This is a genomic window from Pseudonocardia alaniniphila, assembly GCF_022524485.1.
Taxonomy (GTDB): Bacteria; Actinomycetota; Actinomycetes; order Mycobacteriales; family Pseudonocardiaceae; genus Pseudonocardia; species Pseudonocardia alaniniphila.
The window spans coordinates 63,926-80,482 of sequence record NZ_JAKXMK010000030.1 but is presented as its reverse complement, the minus strand read 5'-3'; the positions used below and the strand labels follow the sequence as shown (position 1 = coordinate 80,482).

The window sequence follows — 16,557 nt, the reverse complement described above, 5'->3', positions numbered from 1 at the left end:
CGATGATCAACGGGGAGACGAACGGGGCCGACCCGTGGCACATCGTGGACGTGGAGACGCTGGACGTCGACACGGTCGCCCTGGTCATCCACCAGGTTGAGGTCTCGCCGCGGGCTGATCAACTGGCCTACCGGGAGTCGGAGATCGACGCGCTCTGGACCCTCGCCGACATGGCGGCCCAGGCGGGCGACACGGACGCCCCCGAGTGGCTCGAGCTCCTCTGGCAGGCGCACGACCACATCGGCGACGGCGACCGGACACAGGCGCTCGCCACGCTCACGCGCTTGCGGGACAGGCTTGCGGAGACGGAACGGAGGCGGAGCCGGCACAGCGCATCGACGTGACTCCCGGTCGGGCGTGGACCGAACTCCTACCGATTCAGCGAATTCTGCTTCACTGCACATCGGTCGACGTCACGATGATTTCCGGCCCCGCCCGGAAATCATCGTGATCACGCCGGCCGGGTCGTGACCGGAAGCGCGCGCAACGCGTTCATCAGCAGGCCCGGCTCGGCGACGATCTCGTGCGGTGACACGGCCGTCCGCAGGCCGGGGAACCGGGCGAGCAGGCCGGTGAACGCCGCCTGCGCCTCCAGCCGCGCCAGCGGTGCCCCGAGGCAGAGATGGATGCCGTGACCGAACGCGACGTGCTGGTTGGGAGAGCGGGTCAGGTCGAGTTCCTCCGCGTCGGGCCGGGTGGTGGTGTCGCGGTTGGCGGCCAGCAATCCCACCAGCACGGTGTCGCCCTCCTTGATGGTGACACCGGCGAACTCGAAGGTCTCCACGGCGATCCGCAGCGTGCTCGTCTGCACCGGCCCGTCGATGCGCAGCAGTTCCTCCACCGCGCTGGGCACACGCTCCGGTTCGGCGCCCAGCACCGCCCACGCCCCCGGTCTGCGCAGCAGCATGTACACGCCGTTGGCGATGAGGTTGACCGTGGTCTCATGCCCGGCCACCAGCAGCAGGTAGATCATCGAGGTGAGCTCGTCCTCGGTGAGCGAGTCGCTGCCGTCACGCGCCCCGACCAGGGCCGATGTCAGATCGTCGGCGGGCTCTCGGCGCTTGCGCGCGATGAGGTCGCGCAGGTACTCGACGAACGCCGTGGCCGCCTCGGCGTACGCCTCCACCCCGATCACGGACGCATTGACGTCGGCGAACGACCATTCCCGGAATTTCTCCCTGCCACTCTCCGGCACGCCGAGCAACTCGCAGATCACCGCGACCGGCAGCGGATAGGCGAACTCCGCGACGAGATCGAACGAGGAGTCGGCCGCCCGTGCCACGAGCGGATCCAGCAGTTCGTCGGTCAACTGCTGGATCCGCGGAGCCAGCCGTTCCACCCGCCGCCGGGTGAACGCGGCGGCCACCAGCCGCCGCAGCCGGCCGTGCTCGGGCAGATCGACGTTGAGCATGTTGCTGTTGATGGCGCAGCGCAGGGCCGGATCCAGTTCGGCGGCGAAGGGCGGTCCGGTCTTGGCCAGCCGCGGATCGGTGAGCGCGGCGCGCGCCTGCTCGTAGCGGACGACAAGCCACGCCCATTCACCGTGGGGCAGCACGACCCGGTGCACCGGGCCGGACCTGCTGAGCTCCCCGTACAGCCGATGACGCTCATCGAGATCGGTAGTGAGAAAAAAGGGCGCGGGCGGGATGGAACCGGACAATCGAGCCTCCACCGATAAATCCTGACACCGATCCACGCTGAGCTGGTGACTTTCTGTCAGCATCTCAGGACGCCGGGATGCCACCCCACGGGATGCCGCGAATTCGTCGAGAGTCGATCGGTACGATTCAGCCGAGAAACAGGGACGAACCGGCGATCGCGGACGCATCGTGCGCTCGAGATAGCAGCCGGTTCACGGTGCCCGGTAGCGGTGCACGTCGTCATCACGTAGCGCCATGGCCGCGTCCGGCCCCGCGATGGAAGGCTGAGCGGGTGTCCGACGCGATGCCCGACCCGTACCTGGCCGCCGGTGCCCGCACGAGCCCCGAGATGCGGCGTGAGGCGGTACGACGGCGGGTGGCCGAGTCGGGCTTCGTACGCGTGGACGTGCTCGCGGGCGAGTTCGGCGTGAGCATCATGACCGTCCACCGCGATCTCGACGAACTCGAGGAGCGCGGTTTCCTGCGCAAGGTGCGCGGCGGCGCCACGAGCGCACCCACCGCCACCTTCCACGGCGACCTGCCGCACCGCATGCAGGCCGAGCAGGCCGAGAAGCAGGCGCTGGCCGCCGCGGCGCTCGCCGACGAGGTCTACGCAGGTCAGGTCGTGGCGCTCGACGACAGCACCACCGCTCTCGCGCTGGCGCGGCTCCTGCCGGAGAAGGCGCCGCTCACGGTGGTCACCCATTTCCTGCCCGTCGTCCGTGCGCTCGCGGGACGGGCAGGTGTCGAGGTCATCGGGCTGGGTGGTCGCTACGACCCGGCCTACGACTCGTTCCTGGGCCAGGCCACGGCCGAGGCGGCCGCCGACCTGCGCACCGACCTCCTCGTCATGTCCACCACCGCGGTCACCGACGGCGTCTGCTACATCCAGTCGCAGGACACCGTGATCACCCGCCGGGCACTCATCGCGAGCGCGGCCCGCACCGTCGCGCTCGTCGACCACACGAAGTTCGCGAAGCGTGCCCTGCACCGGCTCGTCGAGCTCTCCACGCTCGACCGTGTGCTCGTCGACAGCGCGACTCCCTCCGCCGTGGTGTCGGGCCTGCGCGCTCGCGGGGCACGGATCGACATCGTCGCGCTCCCTTAAACGGGGGCTGGATGAGATCGGATGTTAAGTTCGGCCCCCGAGGAAGGTCTCGAACGCTCACTGAACTGCATTTTCTCGGCGGCTCTCACTCTCCGATGTTAAATCTTGCGAAGTTGGGGTCATCGCCTGTCTACTGATCGTCGCCCCGCACCCGAGCTGGAGAACGGAGGAGCCGTCGATGACCTCGGACGCAGTGGCGCTCTGCGTGGACGCCGGCACCACCGTGATCAAGGCGGTCGTCTTCGATGCCGGCGGCCGCGAGCTCGTCGTCACCCGTCGCGACACGGCCGTGGCTCATCCCACGCGCGAACGCTCCGAGCAGGACATGGGCGAGGTGTGGGACGCCGTGGTCGCCACGGTGCGCGAGGCCGTGCAGCGAGTGGATCGCCCGGTCCGGCTGATCGCCTTCACCGCGCAGGGCGACGGTGCCTGGCTGGTGGACGCGGCGGGGCGCCCGGTCCGGCCCGCCGTGCTCTGGAACGACGGCCGCGCGGCCGACATCGTCGCCTCCTGGCGCAGCGAGGGCGTGCTCGACGAGGCCTTCCGCACCAACGCCTCGCTGACCAACGCGGGGCTCCCCAACGCCGTGCTCCGCGTGCTCGACGTCGAGGAGCCGGATGTCCTGGACCGGGCCGCAGCCGTGCTGACCTGCGGCAGCTGGCTCCTCCTGCGGCTGACCGGCGTGCTGGGGATCGACACGTCCGAGGCGTCAGCGCCGTGGCTCGACATCGGGAAGGGCGCCTACTCCGACGCGCTCGTCGCGCTCTACGGGCTGGAGCACCGGCGCGATCTGCTCCCCCCGCTCATCCCCGACTCCGACCGTGTGCACCCGCTCAGCGCCGACGCCGCCGCTCAGCTCGGGATCCCCGCAGGCACGCCGGTCGTGATCGCACCCTTCGACGTCGCCGCCACCGCGGTGGGCAGCGGAGCCACCGATCCCGGCCAGGCCACGAGCGTGCTCGGCACGACGCTCTGCACCGAGACGGTGATCACGCGGCCGGACACCGCAGGCGAGCCGAGCGGCCTCACGCTCGCGCTCGGCCGTCCGGAGCGGCTGCTGCGTGTCTTCCCCACGCTCGCCGGCACCGGCGTGATCGACTGGGCCGTCGCGCTGCTCGGCCTGCCCGGCCCCGCAGTGCTGTCCGACCTCGCCGCGCAGGCACCCCCGGGTGCCGACGGGCTGCGCATGCTGCCCTACCTCTCCCCCGCGGGCGAGCGCGCGCCGTTCCTCGACGCCGCCGCGAGCGGCCTGCTCACCGGTGCGACGTTCGCCCACGGCCGGGATCACGTCGCACGGGCGGTGCTGGAAGGCCTCGCCCACGTGATCCGGGACTGCCTCACCGCCGTCCGCAGCGGCAGCGCGGGTCCGACCGAAACCGCCGCGCCCACCGACCTGCGACTCTGCGGCGGGGGCACCGCAAGTCCACTGTGGTGCCAGCTCATCGCCGACGTCACCGGCGTCGACGCCGTCTGCACCGAGGACACCCAGACCGGTGCGAAGGGCGCGCTGCTCACGGCGCTCGCCGCACTCGGCGATTATGCGGACGTGTCCGCGGCCGCGGCGGCGCTGGTGCGCGAGCGGCATCGCTTCGTTCCGGACAGCACGGTCCAGGATCTGTACGACGCCGAGCACGCCGAGTTCCTCGCCACCCGGGCCCTCGCCGCACAGCGATGGGCGCACTGGCGCGCGGCCCGCCCGGGTGCGCTGCATGTCTGAGGATCTCGCCTGGATCGGCGTGGACCTCGGCACGCAGAGCGTCCGGGCGCTCGCGGTCGCCGACGACGGCACCCCGCTGGCCGCCGCGTCACGGCCGCTCACCAGCCACCGTGACGGTCCACGCCACGAGCAGGACCCCGACCAGTGGTGGTCCGCCACATCCGCCGCGCTGGCCGAGGTGACGGCCGCGATCGCCGGCGCGGGCACACGCGCAATCGGCGGACTGGCCGTCTGCGCCACGTCCGGGACCGTGCTGCTCACCGGACCCGACGGCACCCCCCGCACGCCCGGCCTCATGTACGACGACATCCGCGCAGGCGACCTGGCCGAGGAGGCCCAGAACGCCGGATCGGACCTCTGGGGCCGCCTCGCCTACCGGATGCAGCCCGCCTGGGCGCTGCCGAAGCTGCTCTGGTGGCGTGACCAGGGCCTGCTGCGTGACGGCGCCCGCCTGGCCCATCAACCCGACGTGATCACCACCCGGCTGGTCGGCCGTCCGGTGGCCGCCGACTCGAGCCACGCGCTCAAGACCGGGTACGACCTGCTCGAGGAGTGCTGGCCCCTCGACGTGCTGGCCCGGCTGCACCTCGACCCCGCCGTGCTGCCGCCCGTGCAGCGGGCGGGCTCGGTGCTCGGCACCGTCGGCGCCGCGGCCGCTGACGAGACCGGACTCCCGCCGGGCACCCCGGTGGTCGCGGGGATGACGGACGGATGCGCCGCCCAGCTCGGCGCGGGCGCGCTGGAGCCCGGCGAGTGGAACGCGGTGCTCGGCACCACCCTCACGCTCAAGTGGGTGAGCAGAACGCTTCTGCACGACCCCACCGGCGCCGTCTACTCCCACCGCGCCCCGCACGGGGATCTCTGGCTTCCCGGCGGGGCCTCCAGCACGGGCGCGGGCGTGATCAGCGAGCTGTTCCCGCACGAGGATCTCGACGGGCTGACCGCGGCCGCCGCCCAGGTCCACGACGTTCCACTGTGTTATCCGCTGGCGGGCACGGGCGAGCGGTTCCCGTTCGTGGCACCGGACGCGCAGGGGTTCGGCCTCGACATCCCGGATCCGGCCACCCGGTTCGCCGCCGTCTGCCACGGCGTGGCGCACGTCGAGCGGCTCTGCTTCGACCTCCTCCACCACGCCGGTGCCGACGTCTGCGGCCCCGTGAGCACCACCGGCGGCGGAGCCCGCAACCCCTGGTGGAACCAGCTGCGCTGCGACCTGCTCGGCGTGCCCGTGCGGGTACCGGCCGACGCGGAGGCCGCGCTCGGCATGGCCGTGCTCGCCGCCGGCGCCCACGACAGGGACATCGCAGGCGCTGCGAAACGGATCGTGCGCCTGCATCGCACGCTCGAACCCGATCTCACCCGTACCGCCGCCCTCGCTCGCGCGCACCGCGCGTTCGTCGATGCGCTGGAGCGGCGGGGGTGGCTCGACCCAGAGCTCGCCGCACACGCGCGGGCGCGCACCGAGAGGAACGACGCATGACCACCCGGGCCCGCGCCCTCGTCGCCGGCGACCGGTTCGTGCTGAACCGGTTGCTGGCGACGGACCTGGCCACCGAGGGAGCGTTCGACGTCCGCGAGCTGGAGCTCCCGTGGCCACACGTGCCCTTCGGCCCGGTCGCCGAGGTGGACGAGGCGTCCGGCTCCGAGGAAGAGCTGATGACGGCCCTGCAGGGCGTCCGCGTGTGCCTGACACAGATGGCGCCGCTCACCCGCCGGATCCTCGCGGCCTGCCCCGATCTGGAGCTGTTCGCCGTGTCGCGCGGGGGGCCGGTCAACGCGAACCTCGAGGCGGCCACCGAGCACGGCGTCGCGGTGACGTTCGCACCCGGACGCAACGCCACCTCCACCGCGGAGTACGCCGTCGGGCTGGTGCTCGCCGCGATGCGCCGCATCCCGCAGAGCCACCTCGGCGTCGTCGACGGGCGTTGGGAGAGCTCGCTCTACGCCTACGAGGAGACCGGGCTCGAACTGGAAGGGGCAACGGTCGGGCTCGTCGGTGCCGGGGCGGTGGGCTCGCGGGTGGCGCGGATCCTGCTGGCGTTCGGTGCCGACGTGCTGGTGGCCGACCCTTACGCCGATCCGGCCACCCTGCCGCCCGGCGTTCGGTTCGTCGAGCTGGACGAGCTGATCGCGACGTCACAGGTCGTGTCGCTGCACGCGCGCGTCACGGACGAGACCCGTGGCCTGATGAACGCCGCGCGCATCGCCGCGATGCCTGCGGGGTCCGTGCTGGTCAACTGCGCGCGAGGAGCGCTGGTGGACCACACCGCCCTCGCCGCGGCCCTCACCGACGGGCACCTGTTCGCCGCGGGCCTGGACGTGTTCGACGTCGAGCCGTTGCCCCCCGACCATCCGCTGCGCCACGCCCCGCACGTCGTGATGACCCCGCACCTCGCCGGGGCCAGCCGCGCGGTCGCGGAGCGGGCGAGCCGGATGGTGGCGGCCGAGGCCGGCCGATGGCTGCGGGGCCGGCCACCGCTGCACTGCGCCAACCCCGACGTCCTCGCGCGGGTCCGATGACCCTGCTGCTCGCCCGGCACGGACAGACCGTCTGGCACGCCGAGAACCGCTACGCCGGCGGACACAGCGACATCGACCTCACCCCCGCGGGTGTGCTGCAGGCCGAGCGGCTCGCCTCCTGGGCCCGCAAGCGCGGCGTCGACGCAGTGGTCGCCTCGCCGCTGCGCCGAGCCGTCGAGACGGCCCGCCCGAGTGCACTGGCCTGCGAGACCGAGCTGGAGATCGTCCACGACCTGCGCGAGGTGGGCTTCGGCGTCGCCGAGGGGCTCACGCTCGACGAGCTCGATCCGGATGTCGCCGCCCGGTTCCGCGCCGATCCGGCCGCCCACCCCTTCCCGGGAGCCGAGCATCCGGCCGCGGCCGCGAAGCGGGCCGCCGAGACGCTGCGTGCTCTCGCCGCGCGCGGATCCACCGTGCTGGTGGTCGCGCACAACACGCTGCTGCGGCTCGGGCTGTGCACGCTGATCGGCCTGCCCGTGGCCCGTTACCGGCACGTCTTCCCCCGACTGGAGAACGGTGCGGTCACCGAGGTGGCCGTGCCCGCCGACCGCGCGGCCCCCGCTGCGCTGCTCTCCCTCAACGTCCCCGTCCCGTGATGTTCCCCCGTCCTGTGGTGTTTCGTGCAGAGGAGTGGTCATGAGCAATGGTGCTCTCCGTAGTCGTCATCTGGGCAAGGCCCTCGCCGTCGCCCTAGCGGCCGTGGTGACCGCAGGTCTCACCGCGTGCGCGGACGTCGACGAGGGCGGCGGCACGCCCGCCGCGGGCGGCGACGGCGAGACGCAGAACGCGAAGGTCGCGTTCCTCATGCCCGACATCGCCTCCACGCGCTATGAGCTGGCCGACCGGCCGTTGTTCGAGGCCAAGGTCAAGCAGCTGTGTGCGGGCTGCGAGGTCGTCTACGCCAACGCCAACAGTGACGCCGCCCAGCAACAGCAGCAGGCGAACTCGGCGCTTGCGCAGGGTGTCAAGGCGATCGTCCTCGACCCCGTGGACTCGACGGCGGCAGCGAGCATCGTCACCACCGCACGGGCCCAGGGTGTGCCGGTGATCGCCTACGACCGCCCGATCCCGGACGTGCCTGCCGACTACTACATCTCGTTCGACAACGAGGCGATCGGCTCCATGATCGCGAAGTCGCTGGTCGACAAGCTCGAGGCCGACGGTGTGCAGGGCGGGCTGCTGCAGGTCAACGGCTCGCCCACCGACGCGGCAGCGGGCCTGATCAAGAAGGGCATCCATTCCTCGATCGACCCCAGTGGCCTGCCGCTGCTCGCCGAGTTCGACACCCCCGACTGGGAACCGTCGAAGGCGCAGGACTGGGTGAGCGGCCAGATCACGAAGTTCGGCCCGCAGATCGTGGGCGTCGTGGCGGCCAACGACGGCACCGGCGGCGGCTCCATCGCCGCGTTCAAGGCCGCGGGCGCCCCGGTGCCGCCTGTGACGGGCAACGACGCCGAGCTCGCGGCCGCGCAGCGGATCATCGCGGGCGACCAGTACAACACCATCTCGAAGCCCATCAAGATCGTTGCCGAGGCCGCCGCGGTCACGGCGCTCCAGTTCGTCAACGGTGAGCGCCCGGCCGGCAAGACCACCCTGTTCAACACCCCCAGCGAGCTGTTCACGCCGACCGTGGTGACCAAGGAGAACCTCAAGGAGGTGCTGATCGACTCCGGGGAGATCAAGGCCTCGGACCTGTGCACCCCCGAGTACGCCACCGCCTGCAGCCAGGCCGGGCTCGCATGACGGCCGGTGGTCCGGCGCTAGCGCTGCGCGGCATCAGCAAGAGCTTCGGTGCTGTCGCCGCCCTGACCGATGTGGACCTCGACGTCGCACCTGGCCAGGTGGTGGCTGTCGTGGGCGACAACGGTGCCGGCAAGTCCACGCTGGTGAAGGTGCTCGCCGGCGTCCACCCGCCCGACTCCGGAACGATCACGTTCGGCGGCGAGCCGGTGAGCATCACCGACCCGGCGGCGGCCCATGCACTCGGGATCGCCACCGTGTTCCAGGACCTCGCCCTGTGCGAGAACCTCGACGTCGTCGAGAACCTGTTCCTCGGCCGCGAGCTGCGCCGTCGGCGCCTCGACGAGGTGACGATGGAGACGCGGGCCTGGGAGCTCCTGCGCCAGCTCTCGGCGAAGATCCCCACCGTCCGTGTGCCGGTGGCGTCGCTCTCGGGCGGCCAGCGCCAGACCGTGGCGATCGCCCGGTCGCTGCTCGGGGACCCGAAGATCATCATTCTCGACGAGCCGACGGCGGCGCTCGGTGTCGCGCAGACCGCCGAGGTGCTCAACCTCATCGAGCGGCTGCGCGAGCGAGGGCTCGGCGTGATCATGATCAGCCACAACATGGAGGATGTCCGCGCAGTGGCCGACTCCGTGGCCGTGCTGCGGCTCGGACGCAACAACGGTGTCTTCGACGTCGCCTCCGTGACATCCGAGGAGATCATCGCTGCGATCACCGGGGCCACGGACAACGCCGTGACCCGTCGCGCCGCCGCGCAGGCGGGAGGCATGCCGTGACCGGCATCCACAGTGGTCCCCAGGCCGCGCCGCCGGCCTCGGGGGAGGCGCTCGACCGGCAGGACGAACGGCTGCGGCGGTCCGTCGGGGTGCGGGGTGCGGTCGCCGGGTCACTCGAGCGGATCCGGTCGGGCGACCTCGGCGTGGTGCCCGTCGTGGCCGGGCTCGTGGTGATCTGGACGGTCTTCCAGGTGCTCAACCCGATCTTCCTCTCGCCCGCCAACCTCGTGAACCTCGCGATGGAGAGCGTCGCTGTCGGCGTGATCGCCCTCGGCATCGTGGCGGTTCTCCTCGTCGGGCAGATCGACCTGTCGGTCGGCTCGGTCAGCGGCCTGGCCGCGGCGATCCTCGCCGTGACGTACGTGAGCCGGCACCTGCCCGTGTGGGTCGCACTCCTCGCCGCGGTCGCGGCGGGATGCGCGATCGGGTTCCTCTACTCGCAGATGTTCACGCGCTTCGGGGTGCCGAGCTTCGTCGCGACGCTGGCCGGGCTCCTCGGGTTCCTCGGTGCGCAGCTCTGGCTGCTCGGCGCGGCCGGTGCGATCAACCTGCCCTTCACCTCCGGGCTGGTGTTCTTCGCGCAGCTCGCGTTCGTGCCCGAGGTGCTCTCCTACGTGCTCGTGCTGGTCGCGGCGGCAGGACTGTTCGCCAGCCGGTTCCTCCTGGCGCGGGAACGCCGGCGGGCCGGGCTGTCGGCACGCTCCACGCAGCTCATCGCGGCCGAGAGCGCCGCCGTGCTCGTCGGGCTCGGGGCGGCGGTCTGGTACCTCAACCGCGGTCGCGGCGTCGGCTGGATGTTCGTGCTGTTCGTGGCGCTCGTCGTGGTGATGCACTACCTGCTCACGCGCACCGGGTGGGGACGGTCGGTGTACGCGGTGGGCGGCAACGTGGAAGCTGCCCGGCGCGCGGGCATCAACGTGTCCCGGGTCTACATATCGGTGTTCGTGCTCTGCTCGGGGCTCGCCGCGCTCGGCGGCGTGCTCGCGGCGGCCCGGCTGGCAGCTGCGAACCAGAGCAGCGGTGGCGGCGATGTCAACCTCAACGCCATCGCGGCTGCGGTCATCGGCGGCACGAGCCTCTTCGGCGGGCGCGGCAACGCCTTCGCGGCACTGCTCGGGATCCTGGTGATCCAGTCGATCTCCAGCGGCCTGACGCTGCTGAACCTCGACAGTTCGTTCCGGTTCATGGTGACCGGGCTGGTGCTCGCCCTGGCGGTGGCGCTGGACTCGGTGGCGAGGCGCAGCCGCGCGTCGCACGGACGGGCGTGACCGGCTGGCGCCTTCGGTCGGATGGGAGGGGGCGGTGGCCACGAGGGGTGCCACCGCCCCCGCGACGTCTCCGACTGTTTCGGGCATTCCGGCAGCCGCCGAACAGAGCCCACCGAAGAATGCGATTCGGACAATTCTTCGACATTGACGCCGGACGCGTCGGGTGATGTACTGGAGAAAGTAAAGTACAATATTTCACATTTCCCGGTGCAGGATTTCCCACAATGACGTCGAGGGCGGACCGTATCGCGCAGTGTCCGGCGCCGTCCGTTGCGCTCGGCACGCCGCACCACCCTTTCCCTCCCCCGGACCTCCTGTTCACCGTCTCCCCGGCCCGGCGGCCGGACAGCGCACGACCTGAACCGCCCACACCCGCATCCGCCGCGGTCGCCCCCGCTGCACACGGACGTGCCAGGAGGATCAGCTCATGTTCAGAACCCGCAGGCGCTGGCTCGTCGCGGCGTTCGTTCTCGCGATCACCGCGATCGCGTACATCGACCGGGTCAACCTCTCGATCGCGGCTCCCGTGCTCACCACCGAGTTCCACACCAACGCCGCGGTCATGGGTCTGCTGCTGTCGAGCTTCACCTGGACCTACACCCTGCTCAACCTGCCTGCGGGCATGCTCGTCGACCGCGTGCGCACGCGGATTCTCTACTCTGCGGCACTCCTGATCTGGGCGGTGTCGAGCTTCCTCACCACGCTGGCAGGGTCCGTGGCGGCGATGTTCGGCCCCCGGCTGCTCCTGGGCGTCGGCGAGGCGCCGTTCGCTCCCGCCGCCATCAGGACGCTCGCCGACTGGCTGCCGAAGTCGGAGCGTGGCACGGGCAGCAGCATGTTCATCTCCGGAGTCGCGCTCGGCACCGCGGTCGGGCCGCCCGGTCTCGCGTTCCTGGTCAGCACGTACGGCTGGCAGAGCTGCTTCATCGCGTCCGGCACGCTGTCGCTGCTGGCCGCGGTGATCTGGTACGCCTGGTACCGCCATCCCCTCGAGGACAGCAGGCTGACCGGGCGAGAGCGAGAGCTCATCGTCGCCGACCAGGAGCCCCCACAGCAGGAGGGCCGGGCCCCGTGGAGCGCGATCATCAGGCACCGCGACATCTGGGCGATCACGAGCGGGTACTTCTGCCTGCTCTACATCCTCTACACGTTCATCACCTGGCTGCCCAGCTACCTGGTGCAGGACCGGGGCATGACGGTGCTGAGCTCGGGATTCACCACCTCGATCCCCTGGATCTGCGCGTTCGTCGTCGGGCTGCTCGGCGGCCGGATCTCCGACGTCGCCGTGCGGCGGGGCATGTCCTCGCTGGACGCGCGCAAGATCGTGCTGGTCGGTGGGATGGTGGCGGCGCTGGCGATCCTGGGTACCGCGTTCTCCGCGTCGGGCGCCGTGGCGGTGCTCTGCTTGTCGGTCTCCACCTCCGGCATCATCTTCTCCAACGGTGCGGTCTGGGCCGCCACCACGGACATCATGCGAAGCCTGAACCTGTCCGGTTCGGCCACGGGTTTCGTCAACGGGCTGGGCAACGTCGGGGGGATCCTCGGCCCGATCGTCACCGGGGCGCTCGTCTACGCGACGGGCTCCTTCGTCGTCCCGCTCGTGGTGGCGGCCGGGCTCGCGCTCGTCGGCGCGCTCGCCTGGGCGTTCGGCATGCGCAGCGCGCCCACGGCATCGGTGGCGGGTCGACCGGTCGCAGGAATGGGAGACGCGCGATCGAGCGCGGCGGGAGCCGGATCATGAGGAGGAACGGATGACCACCGAGAGCGCGCTATCCGGAATCCGGGTGGTCGACGCCGCCACCCTCGCCGCCGGACCGCTGGTCGCCACCTGGCTCGCCGAGTTCGGCGCCGAGGTGATCAAGATCGAGCAGCCCCGCGGCGGCGACCCGCTGCGGCAGTGGGGCGCGCAGAAGGACGGCGTCGGGCTGATGTGGAAGAGCTTGGGACGCAACAAGAAGTCGGCCACACTCGACCTGCGCCAGGAAGCGGGACGGGACCTGCTGCGTGAGCTGGTGAGCCACAGCGACGTGCTGATCGTGAACCTGCGGCCGTCCACGCTGAACCGGTGGGAGCTCGACTATCCCCGGCTGCAGGCCGACAACCCGGGCCTGGTCATGCTGCACGTGTCCGGGTTCGGTGCGGGCGGTCCCAAGAGCGACCGCCCGGGGTTCGGCACGCTCGGGGAGGCGATGAGCGGGTTCGCCCACATCACCGGGCATCCCGACGGCCCGCCCACGCTGCCCTCGTTCATGCTCGGCGACGGCGTCGCCGCGCTGACGGCCACCTACGCGGTGATGATGGCGCTGTATCACCGTGACGTACACGGCGGTACAGGTCAGCACATCGACATCAACCTGATCGAGCCCCTCGCGCGGCTCATCGAGCAGCCCGTGCTGACCTACGACCAGCTCGGCACCGTGGCCGGGCGCACGGGCAACCGCTGGGACATCAGCGCGCCGCGCAACGCCTACCGCACCAAGGACGGGTACTGGCTGGCGATGTCGGGCAGCGCGCCCACCATCGCGATGCGGGCCCTGCGGGCGGTCGGCCGCGCCGACCTGACCGAGGACCCTCGGTTCGCCGAGGCGCAGCAGCGGCTGGCCAACGCCGCCGAGATCGACCGCGTGATGGCCGAGTGGATCGGTGAGCGCACCCTCGACACCGTGATGGACGTGTTCGACGAGGAGCAGGTCGCCGCCGCCCCGATCTACGACGCCGAGCAGCTCCTCGCCGATCCCCAGATGCAGGCCCGCGGTGTCTACGCCGCACATCCCGACCCCGACCTCGGCACGATGCGCGTCCAGGGCCCGGTCCCCCGGTTCTCCGAGACGCCGGGCCGGGTCGAGCATCTGGGTCCCGCGCTGGGCGAGCACAACGACGAGGTCTATCTGGACCTCCTCGGCCTCGACGCTGACCGCTACCGCCGGATGCAGGCCGACGGTGTCATCTGACGCCGTGCCCGCATCCCGACAACGCCAGTGTCGAGGAAACGAGAGCGTCTTACCCGCCTCCGGGCAAGGAACCCCGTTTCCGCGACACTGGAGAAAGAGGTGCGAGAGATGACCGTCCGGGCCCGCCGCTCCGAGCTCGCCACGCCCGCGAGCAACGAGTGGATGTTCGCGAAGGCCGCCGCCTCCGGAGCCGATCTGGTGTTCCTCGACCTGGAGGACGCCGTCGCCCCGGCCCAGCGGGAGGCCGCGCGGGGGAAGGCTGCCGCTGCGCTGCGGGACCTCGACTGGGGCCGCACCGTGCGCGCGATCCGCATGAACGCCGTCGACACCCGCTGGGCGCACGCCGACGTGATCGAGGTCGTCACGCAGGCGCGCGAGGCCCTCGACGTGATCATCGTGCCGAAGGTCCGCAGCGCCCGGGACGTGTGGTGGGTCGACGTGCTGCTCACCCAGCTCGAAGAGGTGCTGGGCCTGCAGAAGCGCATCGCCCTCGAGGTGCTCATCGAGGAGACCGAGGGCCTGCAGAACGTCGCCGAGATCACCAGGGCCAGCGACCGGCTCGAGGCCGTGGTCTTCGGTGCCGGCGACTTCTCGGCGTCGCAGGGCGCACGCGTCGACACCAACTTCGACCCGGTCGTCGACTATCCCGGCGACATGTGGCACTACGCCAGGGCGCGGATCGTCGTGGCCGCCCGGGCGGCGGGCATCGACGCGATCGACGCACCGTTTCCCGCCTACCGCGATCCCGAGGCCTACCGCACCGCCTGCGACCGTGCCGCGGCGATGGGATACGTCGGCAAGTGGGCCATCCACCCCAGCCAGGTCGGACCGGCGAACGAAGCCTTCGCACCCACGCACGACGAGATCGCACACGCCCGGAAGGTCGTGGCGGCCTACCGCGAGGCGGAGGCGACCGGCCGCGGCGCCACCGGCCTCGACGGGATGCTCGTCGACGCCGCCCACCTGCGCCTGGCCGACAACATCACCCGCCGGGCCGAACTGCTCGGGCTCTGACCAGGAAGGGCACACATGTCGTCAGCACCTCGGCAACGCCGGATGACCCTGGTCGGGTTCATGCAGGCCGGCAACGTGACCGTCTACTCCGGGTCCTGGCGGTACCCGTCCGCGGACCTGTCCTTCCTCGACCTCGGCTACTACCAGAAGATCGCGCGCACCCTCGAGGAGGGGAAGTTCGATCTCGTGTTCTTCGACGACCGGCTCGCCATGCCCGGCGTCTACGGCGACTCGGTCGCCGAGGCGGTCCGCTACGGCGCGCGGCCGATCAAGCTCGACCTGACGGCGATCCTCGGCGGGATCATCGGTGCCACCGACCGGATCGGGATCGGGGCCACCTACTCCACCACCTACTACGACCCGTTCCACGTGGCCCGCACGTTCTCCACCCTCGACCACCTCTCCCGCGGCCGGGCCGCCTGGAACGTCGTCACGTCGGTCAACGACTCCGAAGCGCAGAACTTCGGGCTGGAGCAGCATCTCGGCCACGACGAGCGCTACGACCGCGCGCAGGAGTTCATCGAGACCGTGGTCGCCCTCTGGGAGTCCTGGGATGACGACGCCCTGGTCATGGACCGGGAGACGGGGATCTTCGCCGATCCCGACAAGGTCCACGAGATCAACCATCGCGGGAAGTGGTTCAACGCCCGCGGGCCACTCACCGTGCCGCGCACCCCACAGGGCAGGCCCGCGATCCTGCAGGCCGGGCAGTCCGGTCGCGGCCGGGAGTTCGCCGCGCAGTGGGCGGACCTGATCTTCACCGGTGATCCCGGCCTCGCGGTCGCCCAGCAGCACTACCGCGACCAGCGCGACCGGATCGCCGCGGCAGGCCGCTCGCCCGACGACGTCAAGTTCCTGCCCATGGCCTACACCGTGATCGGGGAGACCGAGGCGATCGCCGCGGAGAAGGAACGGCTGTTCCTCGAGAGCTACGTGCATCCGATGGCGTCGCTGACGCTGCTCTCCGAGGTGCTGAACTACGACTTCTCCCAGCACGATCTGGACGACGTCGTCACCGAGGAGATGATCAACGCCGCCTCGGGGATCCGTGGCCTGGCCGACGGCGTCCGCCGGCACCTGGGCCGTGGCGACGTCACGGTGCGCGACCTGGCTGCGCATCGCGCCACCCTGCTCCAGGGCCCGCGCTTCGTCGGCACCGCCGAACAGGTCGCCGACCAGATGGAGGAGTGGTTCCGGGGCGGGGCGTGCGACGGGTTCGTCATCGCGGCGACCCACCTGCCCGGGGCATTCGAGGACGTCGTGCGGATGGTGGTGCCGATCCTGCAGCGCCGGGGCCTCTTCCGCACCGAGTACGAGGGCGTGACGCTGCGCGATCACCTCGGGCTCGCCCGGCCCTCATGACGGCAACGACGTTTCCCGTGTCCGTGAAAGGTGTCGTGGTCCGGGCGAACCGGGTGCTGCTCCTGAGGAACGAGCGCGACGAGTGGGAGCTGCCGGGCGGCCGGATCGAGATCGGGGAGACGCCCGAGGCGTGTGTGGCACGCGAGATCCGCGAGGAGACCGGCTGGACGGTCAGCATCGGACCGATCCTCGACAGCTGGATGTACTACATCGCCGCCGCCCCGCGGCACGTCTTCATCGTGACCTACGGCTGCCGGCTCGACACCGACGCGGAACCCGTGCTGTCGGGCGAACACCGGGAACTCGGGCTGTTCGGTCTCGACGAGACGGCGCGGTTGTGCATGCCCGCCGGGTATCGGCGTTCGATCGCTTCCTGGTTCGTGCGACTCGGCACCTGACGACTGGGCGCCCGAACGGACTGAGCCACGGTGCCGACGCGCGGCGTCGGCACCGTGGCT

General features: G+C 71.2%; 15 protein-coding genes. 14 read left to right on the top strand and 1 reads right to left on the bottom strand.

Features of this window, described 5'->3' with window-relative positions:
* Positions 1 to 2 precede the first annotated feature (2 nt).
* A complete protein-coding gene (locus tag MMF94_RS30880; RefSeq protein ID WP_241040937.1) occupies positions 3 to 344 on the top strand; it encodes a hypothetical protein in 342 nt (113 codons plus the stop codon).
* Between the two features lie 107 nt (positions 345 to 451).
* Here the strand turns inward: MMF94_RS30880 and MMF94_RS30875 are convergent, their stop codons facing one another.
* Positions 452 to 1,723, bottom strand: coding sequence for a cytochrome P450 family protein (locus tag MMF94_RS30875; RefSeq protein ID WP_241040936.1), 1,272 nt, complete (start codon positions 1,721 to 1,723; stop codon positions 452 to 454).
* A gap of 209 nt (positions 1,724 to 1,932) precedes the next feature.
* Here MMF94_RS30875 and MMF94_RS30870 point away from each other — a divergent pair, with 209 nt between their 5' ends.
* The 13 genes from MMF94_RS30870 to MMF94_RS30810 all read left to right on the top strand — a co-directional run bounded on the left by MMF94_RS30870 (position 1,933) and on the right by MMF94_RS30810 (position 16,497).
* Entirely contained in the window at positions 1,933 to 2,748 is an 816-nt protein-coding gene (locus MMF94_RS30870) for a DeoR/GlpR family DNA-binding transcription regulator (RefSeq protein WP_241040935.1), read from the top strand.
* A gap of 178 nt (positions 2,749 to 2,926) precedes the next feature.
* Positions 2,927 to 4,465 (top strand): FGGY-family carbohydrate kinase, encoded by a 1,539-nt coding sequence (locus tag MMF94_RS30865; RefSeq protein WP_241040934.1) that lies wholly within the window; start codon positions 2,927 to 2,929, stop codon positions 4,463 to 4,465.
* Positions 4,458 to 5,945 (top strand): FGGY-family carbohydrate kinase, encoded by a 1,488-nt coding sequence (locus MMF94_RS30860; protein WP_241040932.1) that lies wholly within the window; start codon positions 4,458 to 4,460, stop codon positions 5,943 to 5,945. The genes MMF94_RS30865 and MMF94_RS30860 overlap by 8 nt, the downstream gene beginning before the upstream one ends.
* Complete coding sequence (locus tag MMF94_RS30855; RefSeq protein WP_241040931.1) at positions 5,942 to 6,985, top strand: 2-hydroxyacid dehydrogenase; 1,044 nt, start codon at positions 5,942 to 5,944, stop codon at positions 6,983 to 6,985. Before MMF94_RS30860 ends, MMF94_RS30855 begins: the two co-directional genes overlap by 4 nt.
* Complete coding sequence (locus MMF94_RS30850; RefSeq protein ID WP_241040930.1) at positions 6,982 to 7,581, top strand: histidine phosphatase family protein; 600 nt, start codon at positions 6,982 to 6,984, stop codon at positions 7,579 to 7,581. Before MMF94_RS30855 ends, MMF94_RS30850 begins: the two co-directional genes overlap by 4 nt.
* A 40-nt stretch (positions 7,582 to 7,621) precedes the next feature.
* Entirely contained in the window at positions 7,622 to 8,728 is a 1,107-nt protein-coding gene (locus MMF94_RS30845) for a substrate-binding domain-containing protein (protein ID WP_241040929.1), read from the top strand.
* The gene (locus MMF94_RS30840; RefSeq protein WP_241040928.1) at positions 8,725 to 9,504 is read left to right on the top strand and encodes an ATP-binding cassette domain-containing protein; all 780 of its coding nucleotides are present in this window, start codon (positions 8,725 to 8,727) and stop codon (positions 9,502 to 9,504) included. Before MMF94_RS30845 ends, MMF94_RS30840 begins: the two co-directional genes overlap by 4 nt.
* Positions 9,501 to 10,772: a sugar ABC transporter permease gene (locus tag MMF94_RS30835; protein WP_241040927.1), complete on the top strand. Its 1,272-nt coding sequence runs from the start codon at positions 9,501 to 9,503 to the stop codon at positions 10,770 to 10,772. The genes MMF94_RS30840 and MMF94_RS30835 overlap by 4 nt, the downstream gene beginning before the upstream one ends.
* 427 nt (positions 10,773 to 11,199) lie before the next feature.
* Positions 11,200 to 12,513, top strand: coding sequence for an MFS transporter (locus tag MMF94_RS30830; protein ID WP_241040926.1), 1,314 nt, complete (start codon positions 11,200 to 11,202; stop codon positions 12,511 to 12,513).
* A 10-nt stretch (positions 12,514 to 12,523) separates the two neighbouring features.
* The gene (locus tag MMF94_RS30825) at positions 12,524 to 13,723 is read left to right on the top strand and encodes a CaiB/BaiF CoA transferase family protein (RefSeq protein ID WP_241040925.1); all 1,200 of its coding nucleotides are present in this window, start codon (positions 12,524 to 12,526) and stop codon (positions 13,721 to 13,723) included.
* Between the two features lie 108 nt (positions 13,724 to 13,831).
* Positions 13,832 to 14,737, top strand: coding sequence for an HpcH/HpaI aldolase/citrate lyase family protein (locus MMF94_RS30820; RefSeq protein ID WP_241040924.1), 906 nt, complete (start codon positions 13,832 to 13,834; stop codon positions 14,735 to 14,737).
* Between the two features lie 15 nt (positions 14,738 to 14,752).
* Entirely contained in the window at positions 14,753 to 16,099 is a 1,347-nt protein-coding gene (locus MMF94_RS30815; protein ID WP_241040923.1) for an LLM class flavin-dependent oxidoreductase, read from the top strand.
* A 17-nt stretch (positions 16,100 to 16,116) separates the two neighbouring features.
* Complete coding sequence (locus MMF94_RS30810; RefSeq protein WP_241040922.1) at positions 16,117 to 16,497, top strand: NUDIX hydrolase; 381 nt, start codon at positions 16,117 to 16,119, stop codon at positions 16,495 to 16,497.
* The last annotated feature ends 60 nt before the right edge of the window (positions 16,498 to 16,557 follow it).